We start from the raw sequence: 19024 nt of genomic DNA, 5'->3' as shown, positions 1-19024 counted from the left end.
GCCAGACCCGGCCCGCGCGGCCGGGTTTTTCATTCCGGCCCCAAGGCTACACTTCCGTCATGACCGTGCTGCTGGCCCTCGATAGCTCGACCGAAACCATGGCGCTGAGCCTCGGCGGCGCGGCACGGCTGCAGCTGTTCGAGGCGCAGGGCGGGCCGCAGGCCTCGGCGCGCATGGTGCCCGAGGCGCTGGCCCTGCTGGCGCGGGCGGGCCTGCAGCTGGCCGATGTCGACGCGATCGCCTTTGCCCGCGGTCCCGGCGCCTTCACCGGCCTGCGCACCGCCGCCGCGGTGGTCCAGGGCCTGGCCTTCGGCGCCGGCAAGCCGGTGCTGTCGCTGGACAGCCTGATGCTGGTCGCCGAGGACGCGCGCCAGCAGGCCCAGGCCGCCGGCGCGCCGCTGGCCGGGCCGATCTGGGTCGCGATGGACGCCCGCATCGGCGAGATCTATGCCGGTGCCTATGCGCTGGACGCGGCCGGCCGGTGGCAGACGCTCGACGCGCCGGCCCTGTATTCGCCGGCGGCGCTGCGCGCGCACTGGGGCGCCGAGCCGCCGGCCGCACTGGCCGGTTCGGCGCTGGACGCCTTTGCCGGCCAGTTGGGCCCGCTGCCGGCACGCCACTGGCCACGCACCGCCTCGCGCGCCCGCGCCTTGGCGGTGCTGGCCGAGCAGGCCTGGGCGCGCGGCGAGACGCTGGACCCGGCCGCGGCAATGCCGGTCTATGTGCGCGACAAGGTCGCGCAGACGACCGAAGAGCGCCTGGCGGCGCGGGCGCTGTCGTGAGCGCGCTGGCGCCCCGGGCGACGGCCGGCCTGCAGCTGAGCGCCATGCGCAGCGGCGATCTGGCCGAGGTGCTGGCGATCGAGCAGCACGCCTATGCCTCGCCCTGGTCACAGGGCAATTTCATCGACTCGCTGGCGGCCGGCTATCTGGCCTTCGTGCTGCGCGACGCCCAGCAGCGGCTGCAGGGCTATTTCCTGGCGATGAAGGGCGTCGACGAGATGCATCTGCTGAACATCACCGTCGCCCCCGCAGCGCAGGGCCGCGGCCTGGCGCGGCTGATGCTGGATGCGCTGTGCCGGCTCTGCCGCGACGAGGACTGCGCCCAGCTGTGGCTGGAGGTGCGGGTCAGCAATGAACGCGCGCGCCAGGTCTATCTGCGCTATGGCTTTGCCGAGGTCGGCCTGCGCCGCGCCTATTACCCGATGCCGCCGGGCCAGCCGCGCGAGGATGCCGTGCTGATGAGCCTGGCGCTGGAAGAGGCCGCATGAGCTGGGACGCGCGTCAACGGGCGATGCTGGAGGCGATGGGCCTGAAGGTCTGGGCCGCCACGCCGCCGGCCGCGATCGAAGCCGAAGCCGAAGCCGAAGCGGACGTGGCCGTCGCCGCAGCGCCGGTCGCCGGGCCGGCGCCGGCCATCACCAAGGCGGCCGCGCTGCCGGCACCGCCTGCCGCGCCGATGCGTCCGCCGGCCGCACCCGCTGCACCCATCATCCCGGCCTCGTCCGACGAGCGCGGCCGGGCGATCGCCGCGATGGACTGGGAGGCCCTGCGCGCCAGCGTCGCCGGCTGCCGCGCCTGCGGCCTCTGCGAGAGCCGCAGGAACACCGTCTTCGGCGTCGGCAACGAGCGCGCGCACTGGATGGTCGTCGGCGAGGCGCCGGGCGAGAACGAGGATCTGCAGGGCGAGCCCTTCGTCGGCCAGGCCGGCAAGCTGCTGGACAGCATGCTGCGCGCGCTGGGCCTGGGTCGCGGCGAGGGCCCGGCCGAGCAGCAGGTCTATATCGCCAACACGCTCAAATGCCGGCCGCCGCGCAACCGCAACCCGGAACCGCAGGAGCTGGCGCAGTGCGAGCCCTATCTGGACCGCCAGATCGCGCTGATCCAGCCCCGCATCATCCTGGCGATGGGCCGCTTTGCCGTGCAGTCGCTCTTGCGCAGCAGCGAGCCGATCGGCCGCCTGCGCGGCCGCGTGCACGAGTACCAGGGCGTGCCGCTGATCGTCACCTACCACCCGGCCTATCTGCTGCGCAATCTGGCCGACAAGGCGCGCGCCTGGGAGGACCTGTGCCTGGCCCGCGCGACCCTGCAGGCGCGGCCATGAACGATCGCGCGGCCGAGCTCGAGCGGGCGCTGCGCGAGGCCGCTCAGCAGGCGGCCCAGCTGCGCCTGCTGGCCGACCATGTGCCGGTGCTGATGGCGCTGTACGACGCCGCCAGCCAGCGCTGCCTGTTCGCCAACCGCGCCTATGCCCAGACCTTCGGCCACGATGAGCAGACGGTGCTGGGCCATACCTTCGCCGAGATTATCGGGCCCGAGGCGGCCCGGCTGATCCAGCCCCAGGTCGACCAGGTGCTGCGCGATGGCAGTCCGGCCGTCTACGAGCGCCATCTGAGCGGCCCGGACGGCCAGTCGCGCTGGCTCGAGGTCCATCTGGTCCCGCATCTGGACGAGGGCGGCGCCGCGCCGAGCGCCGTCTCGGTGCTGATCAGCGATATCAGCAAGCACCGGCTGGCCGAGCGTGCCGCGCGCGAATCGGAGGCGCGGCTCGAGAAGTTCATGCAGGCCAGCGTCGAGGGCATCGTGTTCCATCGCGAGGGTCAGATCACCGACGCCAATCCGCCGCTGTGTGCCTTGCTCGGCTACAGCCTGGACGAATTGCTGAGCCGCCATGTGCTGAGCTTCGTCGCCGAGGACGAGCTGGCCAAGGTCACCCGCGTGATGACCGAGGGCCGCGAGCTGCGCTACGAGACGGCCGTCATCCACCGCGACGGCACGCGCATCCCGGTCGAGTTCATCGTCCGCACGCTGGAGCGCGAGGGCGAGCGCCTGCGCATGACCATCGTGCGCGATATCCGCGACCGCGTCGCCGCGCAGGCACGCATCCACCACCTGGCCCATCACGACGCGCTGACCAGCCTCTTGAACCGCGCCGCCTTCATGGAGCAGCTGCAGCAGGCGCTGCGCCGCGCCAGCGGTGGCGGCAAGCGTCAGCCCGACACGCTGGCCCTGCTGTTCATCGACCTGGACAACTTCAAGCGCGTCAACGACTCGCTGGGCCATCTGGAGGGCGACAAGGTGCTGACGACGGTGGCCGAGCGCCTGCGCGCCTGCCTGCGCGCCAGCGACCTGGTCGGCCGCTTCGGCGGCGACGAATTCGTCGTGCTGCTGGCCGATGTCGAGAGCCACGGCGACGTGCTGGTCGTGCTGCGCGACCTGCTCTCGGTGGTCGAGGTGCCGGTCAGCGCCGATGGCCGCGCGCTGTCGGTGACGCCCTCGATCGGCGTTGCCATGTACCCCGAACATGGCCAGAGCGCCGACGAGCTGATCCAGCATGCCGACACCGCGATGTACCTGGCCAAATCGCGCGGCCGCGCCAACTACCAGTTCTTCGAGCCGGCGCTGGCGCAGAACGCCTATGACGAGCTGGTGCTGGAAAGCGAGCTGGCCCAGGCGCTGGAGCGCGACGAGTTCGTGCTGCATTACCAGCCGCAGCTGTCGACCGACGGCGCGCTGATCGGCGCCGAGGCGCTGCTGCGCTGGCAGCATCCGCAGCGCGGCCTCTTGAGCCCCGACGCCTTCATCGACGTCGCTGAGCGCCACCGGCTGATGCTGGCGCTGGGCGAATGGGTGATGCGCTCGGCCGCCGCGCAGGCGCGCGACTGGCACCAGCGCGAGATCGCGGCCGTGCCGATCGCCGTCAATCTCTCGCGCATGCAGTTCCATCTGGAAGGCTTCGCCGGCACCGTCGCGCGGGTGCTGGGCGAGCTGCATGTGCCGGGCCACTGGATCGAGCTGGAGCTGACCGAGCGCATGCTGATGGACGATATCGCCAATGCGCCGGCCACGCTGAAGGCGCTGCGCGCGCTGGGCCTGTCGGTCTCGGTCGATGACTTCGGCACCGGCTATACCTCGCTGGCGCACCTGACCCAGCTGCCGCTGGACAAGCTGAAGATCGACCAGAGCTTCGTCGCCAAGCTGCCCGCGGACGTCGGCGCCGCGGCCATCGTGCAGGCCATCATCCAGATGGCCGACGGCCTGGGTCTGCGCGTCAGCGCCGAGGGCGTGCGCAATGGTGAGCAGCGCGCGCTGCTGGCCGGCTGGGGCTGCGACGAGATGCAGGGCGAGCTGCTCGGCGCGCCGATGGCGCCGGCCGAGTTCGAGCGCTGGCTGCTGCATCGCCACGGTGCCGCCGCATGAGCGCCGCCCTCGAGCAGCTGCTGCAGTGCGAGATCGCCCAGGCCGGCGGCTGGCTGCCCTTCGACCGCTTCATGGCGCTGGCGCTGTATGCGCCGGGCCTCGGCTACTACAGCAACGAGCGGCGCAAGTTCGGCCTGATGCCGGACGGCGCCGGCGGCGCGGGCTCGGACTTCGTCACCGCGCCCGAGATGTCGCCGCTGTTCGGCGCCGCGCTGGCGCTGCAGATCGGCCAGGCGCTGGACGCCACCGGCAGCAGCGAGGTCTGGGAATTCGGCGCCGGCACCGGCGCGCTGGCCGCGCAGCTGCTTCAGGCGCTGGGCGAGCGGATCTCGCGCTACCGCATCGTCGACCTGTCCGGCAGCCTGCGCCGCCGCCAGGCCGAGACCCTGGCCGCCTGGGGCGACAGGGTGGAGTGGCTGGACCGCCTGCCCGAGCGTTTCGACGGCGTCGTCGTCGGCAACGAGGTGCTCGATGCGATGCCGGTGCAGCTGCTGAGCTTCGACGGCAATCGCTGGTCCGAGCGAGGTGTGGTCGTGCAGGCCGGCGAGCCGCCGTCCTTTGCCTTTGCCGACCGGCCCAGCGAGCAGCGGCCGCCGATCGAACTGCCCGCGGACGATGCGCGCCACTTCCCGCCCGGCACGGTCACCGAGACCCATGCGCAGGCCGAGGCCTTCGTGCGCACCCTGGCCCAGCGCCTGCGCCGCGGCGCGATCTTCCTGATCGACTACGGCTTCCCCGAGGCCGAGTACTACCATCCACAGCGCAGCGGTGGCACCCTGATGTGCCACCACCAGCACCGCGCCGATCCCGATCCCTTGCTGCTGGTCGGTGAGAAGGACATCACCGCCCACATCAACTTCACCGGCATCGCGCTGGCCGGGCAGGACGAGGGCCTGAGCGTGCTCGGCTACACCAGCCAGGCCAACTTCCTGATCAACTGCGGCCTGATCGACCTGCTGGCCGCCGCCAGCCTGAGCCAGCGCGCGATGGCGCACCGCTTGATCGCCGAACACGAGATGGGCGAGCTGTTCAAGGTGATCGGTTTCGCCACCGGCGACGGTTTCGACGCGCTGGGTTTTGCCGCCGGCGACCGCTCGCACATGCTGTGAGCACGATGTCGCCCGCGCTGGCCGCGCACCTGGCCGGGGCGATCGACACGCCGCGCCTGCTGCTGGAGCCGCTGACCGGCGCGCATGCGGCGGCCTTCTTCCCGCTGCTGCAGGAAGACGCGCTGTACGAATGGATCTCGATGACCAAGCCGGACAGCCTTGGGGACTTGACCGAGGCCTGGCGGCGCAGCGAGCAGCGCGTCTCGCCCGACGGCCTGTTCGCCTGGCTGGCCTGGGCCGTGCGGCGCCGCAGCGACGGCCGGATCATCGGCCGCGTCGATGCCGAGATCGACGCCAAGCCCGAGGCCACCAATCTCGGCTACTACTTCTTCAGCCCCTTCTGGGGCCAGGGCCATGCCAGCGAGGCGGTCGCCGCCGCCAGCGAGCAATTGATCGCGCGCGGGGTGCGGCGCCTGGTCGCGACGGTGACCGTCGGCAACCTGGCCTCGGCGCGGGTGCTGCGCAAGGCCGGCTTCGAGTTCACGCGCATCCTGCCGGCCAACGATGTCGTGCGCGGCCGGGCCGTCGACGACGAGGAATACGTGCGGCTGGCGCCGCTGCGGTATTAACGCTGCCCCAGCTGCTTGTAGACCTCGGCCGACACGCGCGCCAGCTCGGCGCGCTCGGCGCCGGCCGACAAGGCATAGCCGAAGGGCCCGTCGACCCAGTAGAAGACGTTCAGCTCGCCGCGGCGGGCGAAGCGGAAGGCGGTGTCGCCGGCCGGCTCGGCGGCGCCGCTTTCGCGCGACACATACAGCGTCAGCTTGGCGCCGGCCGCGTCGCGGTACATGAACTGCGCCACCGGCCCGCTGGCGCCGGGCAGCAGGCGGCCGCCCTCCAGCGCATAGCCCAGCGACTGCAGATGAGGCGGGCGCATCGTCGCGCCTATGCGCTTGGACAGCCAGGCCACCAACTGGTCCTCGTGCGCGGCATCGACCTCGACCGGCCGGCGCTGGTCCGGCGAATAGACCGCATGGGCGATCGCGGCGCGTTCGGCCAGGTCCGGCAGGCGGGCGTCGCCGGCCGGCCCCGCCTGCGCCAGCTGCGGGGCCTGCTCGGCCAGCTGGCCGCGCAGGCCCCAACCGAGCGCGCCGCCGAGCAAGGCGATCGCCAGGCCGGCGGCCAGGCGCTGCAGCCACCAGGCTTGGCGCGGCCGCGCCGCGCGCAAGAGGCGCGCCGGCGCCGGCTCGTCCAGCACCGGATCGAACAGCGCGCGCAGCTGCGCCTTCTGCTCGCGCCAGGCCTCGACGCGCCGCAGCTCCTCGGGCCGCGCGGCCAGATAGGCCTCGACCTCGCGCGCGCGCTCGGCCGCCAGCTGGCCATCGGCCCAGGCGTGCAGATCGGCCTCGGTGATGGGAGTGCTGCTGCTCATGCGCGGGTCCTCTTCGTCGTGCTCACCAGTTGCAGCCGGGTCGCCTCGACCCGGCCCTCCATCAGCGCCCGCAGACGCTCGCGGCCGCGCGACAGCCGCGACATCACGGTGCCGATCGGGATGCCCAGGGTGGCGGCGACATCGGCATAGGCCATGTCCTCCAGCGCGATCAGCAGCAGCACCTCGCGCTGCTCGACCGGCAACTGCTGCAGCGCGGCCTGCAGATCCAGCAACGCCGCGCGCTGCTCCTGCGCCGGCGGCTGCGCCAGTTCCGGCGCCTGCTCGTCCAGTTCCTCCGCCGGCGGCGGGCGGCGGCGCAGGCCGTCGACGTGCAGGTTGTGCATCAGGGTGAACAGCCAGGCGCGCATATCGGCCACGCCCTGCCAGCGGCCGGCGCGCGTCCAGGCGCGCTCCAGCGTGTCCTGCACCAGATCGTCGGCCGCGTCGCGATCGCCGGCCAGCGCGCGCGCATAGCGGCGCAGGCGTGGCAGCCAGCTCAGCAGGGTGGTGGCGTCTTCGTCCGGGGTCGGCATCTCGCCGGCATCATGCCCGTTCAGTAGGCGGCCGCAAGATTCAGCTTGGGATCGATCTGCCAGATCTCGCTGACGATCTTGCCCTCCCGCAGGGTCAACACATAGCGGACCTTGATCGCCGCCTTGCCCTCGAACAGCACATGGGCCGAGACGGTGGCGCCCTTGGGATTGGCCGACTCTTCCAGCTTGTCGACCGCCAGCTTCAGCGGGCCGCCCTGGGCGGCGGCGAACTTGCTCCAGACGGCGCGGATCGCCTCGCTGCCGGCATAGCTGCCGTCGAGCGGGCCGCCGACCCATTCGAAGCGTGCGCCCTCGGCATAGCCCTGCATCAGCGCCGGCAGATCGCCGGCCGCGATCGCCTGGAAATGCGCGCGCGCCTCGTCGGCCGGGGCGGCAATGGCCTGGCCCGCGGCGAGCAGGGCGGCGATGGGCAGGACGAGGGTGGCGAAACGGGTCTTGGTCATGAGGGCTCCTGAGGGTGACGATCGGCCACGCGCGGACGATGCGCGGCGGGCCTGTACCGGGGTAGACGGCGGCGGCGCGCCGTTTATTCCCGGCCGCTGGAAAAAAATATCGGGCTGCTTCGTCACAAGCGCACGCTTGGCGCGCGGCGCGCGGCCGCTGTCGCCTTGTGACAAGCGGATGGCGCCGGCGGATAAAACGTCTGTGGCGCCGCGCCCCAGAATGCGCACGTTGACAAGAGGAGAGCGGCGTGCGGCCGCCAGCCTAGAAGAGAGGGCGGGCCCTTGCCGCGCCGTGCGGCGGGGGCCTTGCTCATTTGTGATTCCCCGGGCCGGGCGGCTAGCATCGGGCGCAGAGCAATTGCCGCGCCGCCATGCCCGCCAACACCCCCGACCCCTCGCTGCTGCTGCAGGAACTCCAGGCCCTGGAGGTTGAACTGCATCACCCCGGCGTGCGCTGCTCGGCCGAGCGCCTGGAGCAGCTGCTGCACCCGGACTTCCACGAGGTCGGCCGCTCGGGCCGCCGCTACGAGCGCACAACCATCGTGCGCTTCCTGGCCGCACAGACCGCCCATCCCGAGGTCGAACCGGGCGAGTTTGCCGTGGCGCTGCTCGGCGGGTCCTGTGCCTTGCTCACTTACCGCTCGGCACATCGGCAAGCCGACGGTTCGCTGGGGCATCACACCCACCGCGCCTCGATCTGGATCCGAGGCAGCGCCGGCTGGCAGCTGCGCTATCACCAGGGCACGCCGGCCGCCGAGGCCTGGCCATGAGCATTCCGGCCGGCTACTCGGGCACGTCGCTGGCGAAGAAGCTGGGCATCAAGTCCGGCCAGCGCCTGCTGCTGATCGCCGCGCCGCCCGGCTACGAGGCGCTGCTGGCGCCGCTGCCGGCCGATGTCGCTTTCGTCGCCGAGCCGGACCGCAGCGTCGAGCTGGTGCAGCTGTTCGTCACGCAGAAGGGGGTTCTCGCCGAGCAACTGAGCGCGCTGCGCCGGACGCTGGCGCCGGCGGCGGCGCTGTGGGTCTCCTGGCCGAAGAAGGCGTCCAAGCTCCCGACGACCATCACCGAGGACGTGATCCGCGAGCTGGCCTTGCCGCTGGGCTTCGTCGACATCAAGGTCTGCGCGGTCGACGCGGTCTGGTCGGGGCTGAAGCTGGTCCTGCGCAAGGAGCTGCGATGAGCGGCGCGCGCTTCTTTGCCGACGGCGCGGCCTTTCGCGCCTGGCTGGAGGCCCATGCGGCAACGGCCGCCGAGCTGGTCGTCGGCTTCTACAAGACCGACTCGGGCCGGGCCAGCATCACCTGGCCGGAATCGGTCGACGAGGCGCTGTGCTTCGGCTGGATCGACGGCGTGCGCAAGCGCATCGACGAAGAGGCCTATCAGATCCGCTTCACGCCGCGCCGGCCCGGCTCGATCTGGAGCGCGTCAATATCGCCAAGTTCGAGCAGCTCAGCGCCGCAGGTCGCATGAGGCCGGCCGGCGTGGCCGCCTTCGCGCTGCGCAAGGCCGAGAAGTCGGCCATCTATGCCTATGAGCAGGCGCACAGCGCCGAGCTGAGCGCCGAGGAGCTGAAGGTCTTCAAGCGCCAGAAGGCCGCCTGGTCCTTCTTCGAGGCCTGCCCGCCGGGCTACAAAAAAGTCATCCTGCACTGGGTGACGACGGCCAAGAAGGCCGAGACCCGCGCGGCGCGGCTGAAGACCCTGATCGAGGCCTGCGCGGCCGGCAAGCGTCTGCGCTAGGCGTCGTCCAGCGCCTGCAGCGCGCGCAGCCGCGCTCGCTGCACCGCCTTGCCGATCTCCGGCCCCTGCTTGCCCTCGGCCAGGGCCGCTGCGCTGACGGCCGCGAGGTCGACGGTCGAGGCCGCCTGCAGATCGCGGCGCAGGCGCTCGCGCTGCGGGTAGTCGCGCTGCTCCAGGCCCAGGCGCCCGCGCGCATCGCATTCGCAGGCCCACAGCAGCAGCTCGAAGCGCTCGGGCCGGCGCCAGGCATCGCAGCGATCGAGCAGGCGCAGCCGCGCCTCGGCGCCGAAGCTGAGGCACTGGTGCACATGCGTATGCTCGCGCGCGACCAGTTCGGCCAGCTCGCGGCAGTCGGTCGGCACGCGCCAGCGCTCGCTGAGCCGGCGCGCCAGCCGGGCGCTGCGGCCCTCGTGGGCGATATGGCGCGGCAGCATGTCGGCCGGCGTCTCGCCCTTGCCGAGGTCGTGGCACAGGCAGGCATAGCGCACCGGCAGCGGCGCCCGCTGCGTCGCGCACTGGTCCAGCACCATCAGCAGGTGCAGGCCGGTGTCGACCTCCGGATGATGGGCCGGCGGCTGCGGCACGCCCCAAAGCTTGTCCAGCTCCGGCGCCAGCCGCGCCAGCGCGCCGCAATCGCGCAGCACCTCGAACATGCGCGAGGGCTTGTGCTCCATCAGCCCGCGGGACAGTTCCTGCCAGACGCGCTCGACCACCAGCGCATTGATCTCGCCGGCCTCGACCATGCGTCGCATCAGCGCCAGGGTTTCCGGCGCGACGCTGAAATCGGCGAAGCGGGCGGCAAAGCGGGCCAGGCGCAGGATGCGCACCGGATCCTCGGCAAAGGCCTCGGACACATGGCGCAGCACGCGCTGCTCCAGATCGCGCCGGCCACCGTAGGGGTCGATGATGGCGCCGCTCTCGTCCTGCGCCATCGCATTGATGGTCAGGTCGCGCCGTGCCAGGTCTTGCTCCAGCGTGACCTCGGGCGAGGCCTGGAAGGCAAAGCCGTGGTAGCCGGGCGCCGTCTTGCGCTCGGTGCGCGCCAGCGCGTATTCCTCCTGCGTCTGCGGATGCAGGAAGACGGGGAAATCGCGGCCCACGGAGATGAAGCCGGCCGCCTGCATCGCCGCCGGATCGGCGCCGACGACGACCCAGTCGCGGTCCTGGACCGGCAGGCCCAGCAGGGCATCGCGGACGGCGCCGCCGACCAGATAGCGCTCCATCCTGCTCAGCGCTTGCTCCGGTAGGGCTCGTCCTCGGGGATGAAGTCCTGCTCGGTCAGTGCGTCGGCAATCCACGCGGCCACGGCCGGATGCTGCTCGAGCCGGCCGACATAGGCCGCGGCGGCCGGGCCCAGGGGCAGGCCGTAGCTGCGCACCCGCATCGCCACCGGCGCGAAGAAGGCATCGGCCGCGCCGAAGTCCGTGCCGAACAGCCAGGGGCCGCCGCTGGCCTGCAGGGCATCGGTCCACAGCTCCTCGATGCGGGCCAGGTCGCGGCGCAGCGCCGGGTCGGCCTCCAGCTGCTGCGCGCCGACCTCGTGCAGGCGGGCCTCGATATTCATCGGGCAGCGGCCGCGCAGCGCGTTGAAGCCGGCATGCATCTCGGCGCACAGACTGCGGGCGCGCCCGCGGGCGCGGGCCTCGCGCGGCCAGATCGCCGCTTCGGGATGGCGTTCGGCGATGTACTCGGCGATGGCCAGCGTGTCCCAGACCGCGAAACCGTCGTCCTCGACCAGCACCGGCACGCGCGCCGCCGGCGTGACCGTCTCGAGCGCCTTGTAGAAGGCCGAGCCGGGCGTCAGCAGCAGGCGCAGCTTGATCTCGTCGAAGGCAATGCCGAAGGCCTTCAGCAGCACCCAGGAGCGCATCGACCAGGACGAGTAGTTTTTGTTGCCGATGTAGAGCTTCATGGGGCGGTCTCGCTGCAGTCAATGATGATGATGGGCCGCCAGCTTAGCGGCCCTCGGCAGCATCGACGGTGAGATTTGCGCATGGTTTTGATGCGCAGCCGGCATCAGGGTTGCTCGGCCGGCACGAGATCGGCGCCGCTCGCCCGCGGACCGATCTGCCGGCCCAGCCGCGTGCGCAGATGGATGCCGGGGCCCTCGGCGCCGAGCAGCTGCGAATAGATGGTGGTGTTCAGCAGCACCTTCTTCACATAGTCGCGCGTCTCGTTGAAGGGGATGTTCTCGGTCCAGATCGCCGCGTCGAGCAGCGGCCCTTCGCGCCAGCGCCTTGGCCGCGAGGGGCCGGCGTTGTAGGCGGCCGCGGCCAGCGCCATCGAGCCGCCGAAATCGTCCAGCGCCAGCTTCAGGTAGCTCGCGCCTATGGTGAGGTTGAAGTCGCGGTCGGTCATCAGCGCCGGGCTGTAGGCGATGCCCACCTTCTTGGCCGTCCACTTGGCCGTGGCCGGCATCACCTGCATCAGGCCCGAGGCGCCGACATGCGAGCGCGCGTCCAGCACGAAGCGCGATTCCTGGCGGATCAGGCCGTAGACATAGGCCGGGTCGATGCCGACCTCGCGCGCCTTGGCCAGCAGCTCCTTGCGGAAGGGCGTCGGGTAGCGCTGCGCCAGATCGATCTCGTGGCGCGTGCGGTCGCTGCTGTTGATGCAGCGGTCCCAGATCTCGCGCTCGCAGGCCTCCTGCGCGGCGGCCAGCAGCTCGCGATCGCCCATGCCGCGCAGGCTGAAGTTCCATTCGCGCACGCCCTCGTTGCGCAGCTCCAGCGACATCAGCAGCAGCGCGCGCCGCAGGCCCGGATGCGCGCGTGCCTGCTCGCGCTCGGCCGGCGTCAGCGCGGCCGGCGCGGCCGGCAGCGTCAGCGCCTGCCCCAGCTCGTCGGCGGCCAGGCGGCCGTAGAACGTCATCGGCGAGACCAGCGGCTGCAGCAGGCCGCGCGCCTCGGCGCGGATCGCCTCGCCGGGCGGACCCTCGGCGGCGGTGGCCAGCAGCGCGCGCGCCTGCCAGTACTGCCAGGTCGGGTCGCGCTGCTCGGCGGCACCGAAGAGCTTGATGGCCCGCAGCGCCTGCGACCAGCGCTCGCCGCGCAGGGCCGAGCGCACGGCCCAGGCGATGGTGTCCTCGCTCCACTCGGGCTGGCGCGCGCCTTTGCCGTGCAGCTTCAGCGCGTATTCGTAATGCTCGCTGGCATCGGCCTGCAGCCTGAAGGCGGCCGAGCGGCCGACCTGGCCCCAGGCCCAGGCGGCCAGATCGGCTGGCAGCTGGCGCTCCCAGCGGCTCTTCAGCAGGGCGGCGGCCTGGTCGGGGTCGTTGGCGGCGACGCGCAAGAGCGCCAGCGTCGTCAGCTCGGCCTGCGTGCGCTTGCCGGTCCGCGCCTTGCGGCTCAGGTATTTGCCGGCGTTGTCCTGGATCTCGGCGACAGCCAGCTCGACCGGCCGGTCGAACAGCGCCGCCGCCTGCTTGGCCGCGCGCGGGCGCTGGTTCTCGATCGCCAGGCGCAGCTTCAGCCAGACATCGCCCGGCGTCAGCAGCTTGGCGTCGAACAGGGTGCTGGCCAGCAGCTGGCAGCCGTCGTCGCCGTCGCGCTGGGCCAGCCAGGTGCTGCGCGCCTGCTCCAGCACCTTCTTGCCGGCGAGGTGCTCGGTCAGCAGCGCATAGCACAGCACCTCGCGGTCGTCGCGCATCTGGAAGCGCGGGTAGTCGGCGGCGAAGTTCTTCCAGTCACGCCGCCGGCCCAGCTCGAGCAGCCAGTCGTTGCGCATGCGGTCCTCGACATAGCTGCCGGGCCAGCGCGCGTAGAAGGCCTCCACCTCGGGCTGGCTCACCTCGGCCAGGCGCAGGCCCAGCTCCCAGTAGTCGATCCAGGCGGCCAGCGGGTGGCGCTGCTGCTGGGCGGCCTGGTTCAGCTCGGCCAGGCGCTTGCGGTCCTTCTGGCGCAAGGCCTCGCGCGCCTCGACGGCCAGGTCTGGGCTGGCGGCCTGCGCCGGGGCGGTGGCCGTGGAGATTTGAGCCTGCGCCGGCGTGCCCAGGAGGCCCAGGCTCAGCAGCGCCGACATCAACGATCCATATACTGCCTGCAGCCTTGCCGTTCTTCTGCTCATCAAGGAAACCCGTGTCGTCGTCTTCATCGACCCATCAGCCCGATCCGGCCCCGCACGAGCGCGCGGCGCTGCGCGCCCATCTGCTGGCGCAGCGCGGCCATTGGCTGGCCACGCCGGCGGCCCATGCCGCCGATGCGGCGCTCGGTCATCTGCTGCGCGACGTGCTGGAACAACTGGAACCTCACTGCCTGGGCCTGTTCTGGCCCCTGGACGGGGAATTTAACGCAGTCGAACACCTGGCCGGGCATGCCGGCCTGCTCGAGGGTGTGCAATTGGCCCTGCCTTTTGCCTGGCGCACGCCGCGGCGCATGGAATACCGGCGCTGGGACGGCCAGGCGCCGACGCTGCAGGACGAATGCGGCATTGCCGCCTGCGCCGGCGCCCCGGTGCTGCCCGACGTCGTGCTGGTGCCCTGCGTGGGCTTCACCCGCGAGGGCTACCGCCTCGGCTACGGCGGCGGCTATTTCGACCGCTGGCTGGCCGAGCACCCGGGCGTCACCAGCATCGGCCTGGCCTGGTCGGTCAGCGAAGCGGTCTTCGCGGCCGAGCCGCACGACCAGGCGCTGACCCTGGTGCTGACGGAGCGGGAAGTGATCGCGCCCTGACCGCGAACAGCGCCGTCAGAGCTTCAGCTGGGCGAAGGCCGCCTGCAGCCCGGCCACGCCGCCGACGCGCTGCTGGTTGATGAAGACCTGGGGCATCGAGCGGACCGAGGGGCCGCACTTCTCGTAGAAGGCCTTGCGCTGTGCCGCGTCGTCGATCCGGATCTCCTCGAAGCCGAGGTTCCTGGCCTTCAGCAGGCTTTTGACGGTGTCGCACTGCGGGCAGGCGGACTTGGAATAGACGACGATATCGAGCTGCATCGGCGCAGTGTAGGGGCTGCCGGCGGAGCTTGCCTCAGTCCTCGCCGATGTCGACCCGCGACTGCGCCGCCTGCGCCAGCACCCAGTCGCAGAACTGCTGCACCTCGGGGCGGCCGCGGCCGTGGCTGGAGGGCAGCAGCCAATAGGCGAAGGGGCTGTCCATGCGGCCGGACGCGCCGAAGGGCTCGATCAGGTCGCCGCGCTGCAGCTGTTCGCTGACCAGGGCAAGGCGGGCCAGGGCGACGGCCTGGCCGGCCAGGGCGGCTTGGATCTGCTGGTAGGTAAAGTTCAGGTACATCCAGCGCTGCGGCTCCAGGCCCGGCTCGCCATGCTCGCGCAGCCAGCGCCGCCAGCTGATGAATTCGGCGCTGGGCTGCTGGCCATCCTCCTCGGCCAGGGTGTGGCGGGCCAGATCGGCCGGGCGGCGCAGCGGCGCCGCCGTGCCCTCGCTGGCCTGGCGGGCCAGCCAGGGGCTGACCACCGGGGTCAGCGTCTCGCCGAACATGCGCTGGGCGCCGGCCGCCATCTCGCCCGGCATCGCATAGCGCAGGGCCAGGTCGATCTCGCTGTCGTCGAGCTCGATCACGGCGTCCTGGGCCGAGACGCGGATGTCGATGTCCGGATGGGCCTGCTGGAAGGCGGCCAGCCGCGGGATCAGCCACAGCGAGGCGAAGGAGGCGAAGGTCGTCACGTTGACGACGCGGCGGCCGCGTGTCTGACGGATCTGCCGCACCGTCTGATCCAGGCGCTGCAGCACCAGCACCGCCGTGCTGCGCAGCGCCGTGCCGTCGGCGCTGAGCTCGACATGGCGGGTGCCGCGCAGGAAGAGGGTGCAGCCGATCTCGTCCTCCAGCGCGCGGATCTGGCGGCTGATCGCCGACTGCGTCAGGTGCAGTTCCTCGGCGGCGGCGCGGAAGCTGAGGAGCCGCGCCACCGCCTCGAAGGCGCGCAGCGGCCCGATCGAGAGCGGACGCTGGCGTGCGAGCTGCGGTGGATTCATGAGCAAATGGTATCAATCCGGCGCATCGATCTCATTGGACCGGCTTGCGGGTTGACCCTAGGATTTCTCCATGACGAGCGCGAATGGACGTGCTCTGAGCCGGAGGTGGAATCATGAGCGGACTGCAATCACTGTGGGAAGTGGCCGAAGGCGAGGCCCTGAGCCTGACCATAGGCCCGGGCGCGCGCGAGCTGAGCGTGGCCCAGGGTCGGCTGTGGCTGACGCTGCAGGGCAGCCTGGACCAGCCGGGCCACGACATCTGGCTGGAACCCGGCCAGAGCGTGCGGCTGCCCTCGGGCAGCAAGGCGGTGATCGAGGCCTGGCCCAGCGCGCAATTCCAGTTGCTGGTGCCGCCCTCGGCCTGCGCCAGCGCGATGCGCAAGCTGGGCGAGGCGCTGCGGCCCTCGCTCAGGAAGACCCTGGCTTCGGCGCTCGCGGCCGCTTGACCGGGGCCTTGGCCGCCCGCGCGCGCAGCGCCGCCTGCAGCGCCAGCGCGGCCCAGGGCCGCATCAGCGCCGGCGACTCCAGCGCCTCCTCGGGCGGGCGGAAATAGCCCATGACGACCCGCTCGCCGTTCTTGCTGTCGTAGCTGAAGGGCTCGCAGCCCGCCGCCTCGAAGCGCGGCCGCGTTTCGGCATCGGTCTTCAGATAGAGCTGCTCGCCGGCGATGATGGCGATGAAGAGCTCGTCCACGTAGAGCCCATGGCCGCCGAACATCCGCCGGCTGCGCACGGCGCCCAGCGGGCTCAGCAGTTCGCGACAGTGCGCGGTGAATTCCTCATTCATCGCTTGACTCTAAACCCGCACAATCGCTCTGCACTCACCGTCGGAGCTTTTTGTGGATGGGATGAACGACCGCGCCGCGCTGCGCCAGCGGCTGATCCAAGAGCGCCTGGACCTGTCCGGGCGGCTCGAACTGGCCGAGCAGCTGCAGAGCGTGCTGCGCGTCTGGCTCGTGCGCCGGCGCGAGACCACCATCGGCGCCTACTGGCCGATCAAGGGTGAGTTCGATCCGCTGCCGGCGCTGTACCGCTGGAGCGAGGCCCATCCCGAGCGCCGCATCGGCCTGCCGGTCGTCGACAAGGAGCAGGGCACCTTGCGCTTCCATGTCTGGTATCCGGGCTGCCCGATGGAGGAAGACGCCTATGGCATTCCGAAACCGAAGGACACCGAGGTCTTCGAGCCGCAGCTGATGATCGTGCCCTGCCTGGGCTACGGCCCCGCCGGCCTGCGCCTGGGCTATGGCGGCGGCTTCATGGATCGGACGCTGGCCGCGCTGGCCCCGCGCCCGGCGACCGCCGGCGTCGGCTTCGCCCATGGCTTTCTGCCGCTCTTGCGGGCCGAGCCCGGTGACATGCCGGTCGACACCATGCTGACCGAGGAGGGCGTGGTCTGGGAGCGCGGGGGCTGAGGCCGGCTGCCGATTCGCCGGCGGTGCTGCTCTAATCGGCCCATGAGCACCTACGCCCAACACCTTGCCCAGTTGCAGCGCCAGGCCGAGGCGGCCCTGGCCCGCTGCGGTTTCGATGCGCTGCTGATCGCCTCCGGCGTCGAGAAATACGCCTTCCTCGACGACCGGCCCTATCTGTTCCAGCCGAACCCGCATTTCAAGCAATGGCTGCCGCTGACGAATGTGCCCTACAGCTGGCTGCTGCTGCGGCCCGGCCACAAGCCGCGCCTCGTCTACTACCAGCCCGACGACTACTGGCATGTGCCGCCCTCGGACCCGAGCGGCGAATGGGTGGAGCTGGTCGAGCTGATCGTCATCGGCGAGCCCGGTGATGCGCTCGACCATCTGAAGGTTCCCGGCCGCCTGGCCATCATCGGCGAGGCCGATGCCGCGCTGGGCGAGCTGAAGCCGAACAACCCGACGGAGCTGCTGAACATCCTGCACTTCGCGCGCGGCCGCAAGACGGCCTGGGAGCTCGAACAGATGCGCGCCGCCCAGCAAAGAGCCGTGCCGGCGCACCGCGCGGCCCGCGCCGCCTTTCTGGCCGGCGCGTCCGAGCTCGACATCCACCGCGCCTATCTGGCCGCCAGCGGCCACACCGACCGCGATCTGCCCTACTCGAACATCGTCGCGCTGAACGAGCATGCGGCCGTCTTGCACTACCAGTACCAGGACGCCAGCCCACCGCCGCAGTCGCGCAGCTTCCTGATCGACGCCGGCGCCCAGGTCAATGGCTATGCCGCCGACATCACGCGCACCTGGAGCGCCGGCGACGATCGCTTCGATGCCTTGCTGGCCGCGATGGAGCAGGCCCAGCTGGCCCTGGTCGACGAGGTGCGCGCCGGCGTCGATTACCGCGACATCCATCTGAGCACGCACCGCCGGGTTGCCGCCATCCTGGCCGGGCAGGGCATCGTCAAGGGCATGAGCGCGGAGGCCATCGTCGCCGAGCGCATCAGCTCGACCTTCTTCCCGCATGGCATCGGCCATCTGATCGGTCTGCAGGTCCACGACGTCGCCGGCTTCATGACCGACGACAGCGGCACGACCGCGCCCAAGCCCGAGGGTCACCCCTTCCTGCGCCTGACCCGCAAGCTGGAGCCGGAGATGGTCGTGACGATAGAGCCGGGCCTGTATTTCATCCCGACGCTTTTGCGCCAGCTGCGCGCCGGGCCGCATGCGGGCGCCGTCGACTGGGACGCGGTCGACCATCTGGCCCGCTTCGGCGGCGTGCGCATCGAGGACGATGTGGTCTGCCGCGCCGAGGGGCAGGCGCCGGAGAATCTGACGCGCGACGCGTTTGCCGAGGTTGCCTGAAGTTTGTTTCCTGATCACCGGGAGGGTGTCGATGAGCGAATCCGTGGAACAGGGTTTGTGGGCGCGCCAAGAGGTCGAGGACCTGGTGGTGCGCATGTTCGTCGCCGTCGACGAGCGCGACTGGCCCAGGGCCGAGGACTGCTTCACGGCGCCCTTCCTGCTGGACATGACCTCGATGGTCGGCGGCGAGCCGCTGAGCATCGCCCCGCGCGAGGTCTGCCAGAGCTGGGCCGAGGCCTTCAGCAAGCTCGACCAGGTGCATCACCAGCTCGGCAACTTCCGCACCCGCGTCGACGGTGATCGCGCCACCGTGCAGTGCTACGGCACCGCCTATCACTACCGCGCCGGCATCGCCGCGGCGCTGAAGTCGCGCAGCTTTGTGGGCAGCTACGAGCTCGATCTGCAGCGTCAGGCCGCGGGCGGCTGGCGCATAGTCCGGCTGCAGTTCAAGCTGAAGTTCATCGACGGCAATCTCGAGCTCGAGAAGGCGGTCTGAATGGGGCGCGGACCCCGCATGGCGGGCGTCGACGAAGACTTCTTCCGCGCGCTCGAACGGCGTCGCACGCGTGCGCTGGTCGAGCGCGACATGGCGACGCTCGAAGAGCTGCATGCGCCGGACTACGAGCTGGTCACGCCGGCCGGCAAGCTGTTCACGCGTCAGCAGTACCTGGCCGCGATCGCCGGTGAACCCTTCTATGCGGACTGGACGATCGACGGCGACATCGCCGTGCGGCTGAGCGCCGAGATGGCCATCGTCCGCTACACCGCGCGGCTGCGCTTCCCCTCGGGGCGCGAAGTCGTCTGCCGGCACAGCGACAGCTACGAGCGGCGCGGCGACGGGCGCTGGCAGGCGGTCTGGTCGCAGGCAACCGAGTTGCGCACGGCCGCCTAGGGCGAGCGGCGGGCGGCTATG

At 71.2% G+C, this 19024-nt stretch carries 25 protein-coding genes; 16 read left to right on the top strand and 9 right to left on the bottom strand.

Translation table 11 applies throughout. The annotated features are described in order from the left end of the window. The first annotated feature begins 59 nt into the window (after positions 1-59). From tsaB to QWJ38_RS13865, 6 genes are read left to right on the top strand one after another with little or no spacing between them, the layout of a single operon-like run. Positions 60-782 (top strand): tRNA (adenosine(37)-N6)-threonylcarbamoyltransferase complex dimerization subunit type 1 TsaB, encoded by a 723-nt coding sequence (gene tsaB / locus QWJ38_RS13890; protein WP_290359677.1) that lies wholly within the window; start codon positions 60-62, stop codon positions 780-782. Continuing rightward, positions 779-1270, top strand: coding sequence for a ribosomal protein S18-alanine N-acetyltransferase (gene rimI, locus QWJ38_RS13885; RefSeq protein ID WP_341850499.1), 492 nt, complete (start codon positions 779-781; stop codon positions 1268-1270). The genes tsaB and rimI overlap by 4 nt, the downstream gene beginning before the upstream one ends. Further along, entirely contained in the window at positions 1267-2103 is an 837-nt protein-coding gene (locus QWJ38_RS13880; protein ID WP_290359676.1) for a uracil-DNA glycosylase, read from the top strand. The genes rimI and QWJ38_RS13880 overlap by 4 nt, the downstream gene beginning before the upstream one ends. Then, on the top strand, positions 2100-4199 hold the full coding sequence (locus QWJ38_RS13875; RefSeq protein WP_290359675.1) for a putative bifunctional diguanylate cyclase/phosphodiesterase: 2100 nt from the start codon (positions 2100-2102) through the stop codon (positions 4197-4199). The genes QWJ38_RS13880 and QWJ38_RS13875 overlap by 4 nt, the downstream gene beginning before the upstream one ends. Beyond that, positions 4196-5308: a class I SAM-dependent methyltransferase gene (locus QWJ38_RS13870; protein WP_290359674.1), complete on the top strand. Its 1113-nt coding sequence runs from the start codon at positions 4196-4198 to the stop codon at positions 5306-5308. Before QWJ38_RS13875 ends, QWJ38_RS13870 begins: the two co-directional genes overlap by 4 nt. A 5-nt stretch (positions 5309-5313) precedes the next feature. Then, on the top strand, positions 5314-5877 hold the full coding sequence (locus QWJ38_RS13865) for a GNAT family N-acetyltransferase (RefSeq protein WP_290359807.1): 564 nt from the start codon (positions 5314-5316) through the stop codon (positions 5875-5877). Here QWJ38_RS13865 and QWJ38_RS13860 read toward each other — a convergent pair. Genes QWJ38_RS13860 through QWJ38_RS13850 form a run of 3 tightly spaced genes read right to left on the bottom strand, consistent with a single transcriptional unit; the run spans position 5874 to position 7677 of the window. Further along, positions 5874-6680, bottom strand: a complete 807-nt coding sequence (locus tag QWJ38_RS13860) for an anti-sigma factor family protein (RefSeq protein WP_290359673.1) — start codon at positions 6678-6680, stop codon at positions 5874-5876. The genes QWJ38_RS13865 and QWJ38_RS13860 overlap by 4 nt on opposite strands. Then, the gene (locus QWJ38_RS13855; RefSeq protein WP_290359672.1) at positions 6677-7213 is read right to left on the bottom strand and encodes an RNA polymerase sigma factor; all 537 of its coding nucleotides are present in this window, start codon (positions 7211-7213) and stop codon (positions 6677-6679) included. Before QWJ38_RS13855 ends, QWJ38_RS13860 begins: the two co-directional genes overlap by 4 nt. A gap of 20 nt (positions 7214-7233) precedes the next feature. Then, complete coding sequence (locus tag QWJ38_RS13850; protein WP_290359671.1) at positions 7234-7677, bottom strand: nuclear transport factor 2 family protein; 444 nt, start codon at positions 7675-7677, stop codon at positions 7234-7236. 371 nt (positions 7678-8048) lie between these two features. Here QWJ38_RS13850 and QWJ38_RS13845 point away from each other — a divergent pair, with 371 nt between their 5' ends. The 4 genes from QWJ38_RS13845 to QWJ38_RS13830 are packed head-to-tail and all read left to right on the top strand — an operon-like array spanning position 8049 to position 9416. Further along, the gene (locus tag QWJ38_RS13845; protein ID WP_290359670.1) at positions 8049-8447 is read left to right on the top strand and encodes a nuclear transport factor 2 family protein; all 399 of its coding nucleotides are present in this window, start codon (positions 8049-8051) and stop codon (positions 8445-8447) included. Further along, complete coding sequence (locus QWJ38_RS13840; RefSeq protein WP_290359669.1) at positions 8444-8857, top strand: DUF3052 domain-containing protein; 414 nt, start codon at positions 8444-8446, stop codon at positions 8855-8857. The genes QWJ38_RS13845 and QWJ38_RS13840 overlap by 4 nt, the downstream gene beginning before the upstream one ends. After that, on the top strand, positions 8854-9147 hold the full coding sequence (locus QWJ38_RS13835) for a YdeI/OmpD-associated family protein (protein WP_290359668.1): 294 nt from the start codon (positions 8854-8856) through the stop codon (positions 9145-9147). The genes QWJ38_RS13840 and QWJ38_RS13835 overlap by 4 nt, the downstream gene beginning before the upstream one ends. Next, complete coding sequence (locus tag QWJ38_RS13830; RefSeq protein ID WP_290359667.1) at positions 9144-9416, top strand: YdeI/OmpD-associated family protein; 273 nt, start codon at positions 9144-9146, stop codon at positions 9414-9416. Before QWJ38_RS13835 ends, QWJ38_RS13830 begins: the two co-directional genes overlap by 4 nt. Here QWJ38_RS13830 and QWJ38_RS13825 read toward each other — a convergent pair. The 3 genes from QWJ38_RS13825 to QWJ38_RS13815 all read right to left on the bottom strand — a co-directional run bounded on the left by QWJ38_RS13825 (position 9413) and on the right by QWJ38_RS13815 (position 13436). After that, on the bottom strand, positions 9413-10639 hold the full coding sequence (locus QWJ38_RS13825; RefSeq protein WP_290359666.1) for a multifunctional CCA addition/repair protein: 1227 nt from the start codon (positions 10637-10639) through the stop codon (positions 9413-9415). The genes QWJ38_RS13830 and QWJ38_RS13825 overlap by 4 nt on opposite strands. Before the next feature lie 5 nt (positions 10640-10644). Further along, positions 10645-11328 (bottom strand): glutathione S-transferase family protein, encoded by a 684-nt coding sequence (locus QWJ38_RS13820; protein ID WP_290359665.1) that lies wholly within the window; start codon positions 11326-11328, stop codon positions 10645-10647. 104 nt (positions 11329-11432) lie between these two features. Continuing rightward, complete coding sequence (locus QWJ38_RS13815) at positions 11433-13436, bottom strand: lytic transglycosylase domain-containing protein (RefSeq protein ID WP_290359664.1); 2004 nt, start codon at positions 13434-13436, stop codon at positions 11433-11435. 56 nt (positions 13437-13492) lie between these two features. On the opposite strand from QWJ38_RS13815, the gene QWJ38_RS13810 reads away from it, so the two are divergent. Continuing rightward, complete coding sequence (locus tag QWJ38_RS13810) at positions 13493-14086, top strand: 5-formyltetrahydrofolate cyclo-ligase (protein WP_290359663.1); 594 nt, start codon at positions 13493-13495, stop codon at positions 14084-14086. 15 nt (positions 14087-14101) lie between these two features. On the opposite strand, the gene QWJ38_RS13805 is transcribed toward QWJ38_RS13810, so the two are convergent. Together QWJ38_RS13805 and QWJ38_RS13800 are read right to left on the bottom strand one after the other, a co-directional pair. Further along, a complete protein-coding gene (locus QWJ38_RS13805; RefSeq protein WP_290359662.1) occupies positions 14102-14344 on the bottom strand; it encodes a glutaredoxin domain-containing protein in 243 nt (80 codons plus the stop codon). 34 nt (positions 14345-14378) lie between these two features. Then, positions 14379-15344: a LysR substrate-binding domain-containing protein gene (locus tag QWJ38_RS13800; RefSeq protein ID WP_290359661.1), complete on the bottom strand. Its 966-nt coding sequence runs from the start codon at positions 15342-15344 to the stop codon at positions 14379-14381. A 113-nt stretch (positions 15345-15457) separates the two neighbouring features. Here QWJ38_RS13800 and QWJ38_RS13795 point away from each other — a divergent pair, with 113 nt between their 5' ends. Further along, a complete protein-coding gene (locus QWJ38_RS13795) occupies positions 15458-15790 on the top strand; it encodes a DUF2917 domain-containing protein (protein ID WP_290359660.1) in 333 nt (110 codons plus the stop codon). Here QWJ38_RS13795 and QWJ38_RS13790 read toward each other — a convergent pair. After that, positions 15753-16130, bottom strand: coding sequence for a TfoX/Sxy family protein (locus tag QWJ38_RS13790; RefSeq protein WP_290359659.1), 378 nt, complete (start codon positions 16128-16130; stop codon positions 15753-15755). The genes QWJ38_RS13795 and QWJ38_RS13790 overlap by 38 nt on opposite strands. A gap of 61 nt (positions 16131-16191) precedes the next feature. Between QWJ38_RS13790 and QWJ38_RS13785 the strand changes: the two genes are divergently transcribed. From QWJ38_RS13785 to QWJ38_RS13770, 4 genes are read left to right on the top strand one after another with little or no spacing between them, the layout of a single operon-like run. Beyond that, positions 16192-16755: a 5-formyltetrahydrofolate cyclo-ligase gene (locus tag QWJ38_RS13785; RefSeq protein ID WP_290359806.1), complete on the top strand. Its 564-nt coding sequence runs from the start codon at positions 16192-16194 to the stop codon at positions 16753-16755. 42 nt (positions 16756-16797) lie between these two features. Then, positions 16798-18111 (top strand): Xaa-Pro dipeptidase, encoded by a 1314-nt coding sequence (pepQ, locus tag QWJ38_RS13780; RefSeq protein ID WP_290359658.1) that lies wholly within the window; start codon positions 16798-16800, stop codon positions 18109-18111. Positions 18112-18142: 31 nt separating this feature from the next. Next, positions 18143-18607 carry a nuclear transport factor 2 family protein gene (locus tag QWJ38_RS13775; protein ID WP_290359657.1) on the top strand — a complete coding sequence of 155 codons (465 nt, stop codon included), beginning with the start codon at positions 18143-18145 and terminating at the stop codon, positions 18605-18607. Continuing rightward, positions 18608-19003 (top strand): nuclear transport factor 2 family protein, encoded by a 396-nt coding sequence (locus QWJ38_RS13770; RefSeq protein ID WP_290359656.1) that lies wholly within the window; start codon positions 18608-18610, stop codon positions 19001-19003. The last annotated feature ends 21 nt before the right edge of the window (positions 19004-19024 follow it).

It is taken from the genome of Roseateles violae (genome assembly GCF_030410485.1).
In the GTDB taxonomy this organism is placed as follows: domain Bacteria; phylum Pseudomonadota; class Gammaproteobacteria; order Burkholderiales; family Burkholderiaceae_C; genus Roseateles_D; species Roseateles_D violae.
This window is presented reverse-complemented; position numbering and strand designations above follow the sequence as displayed.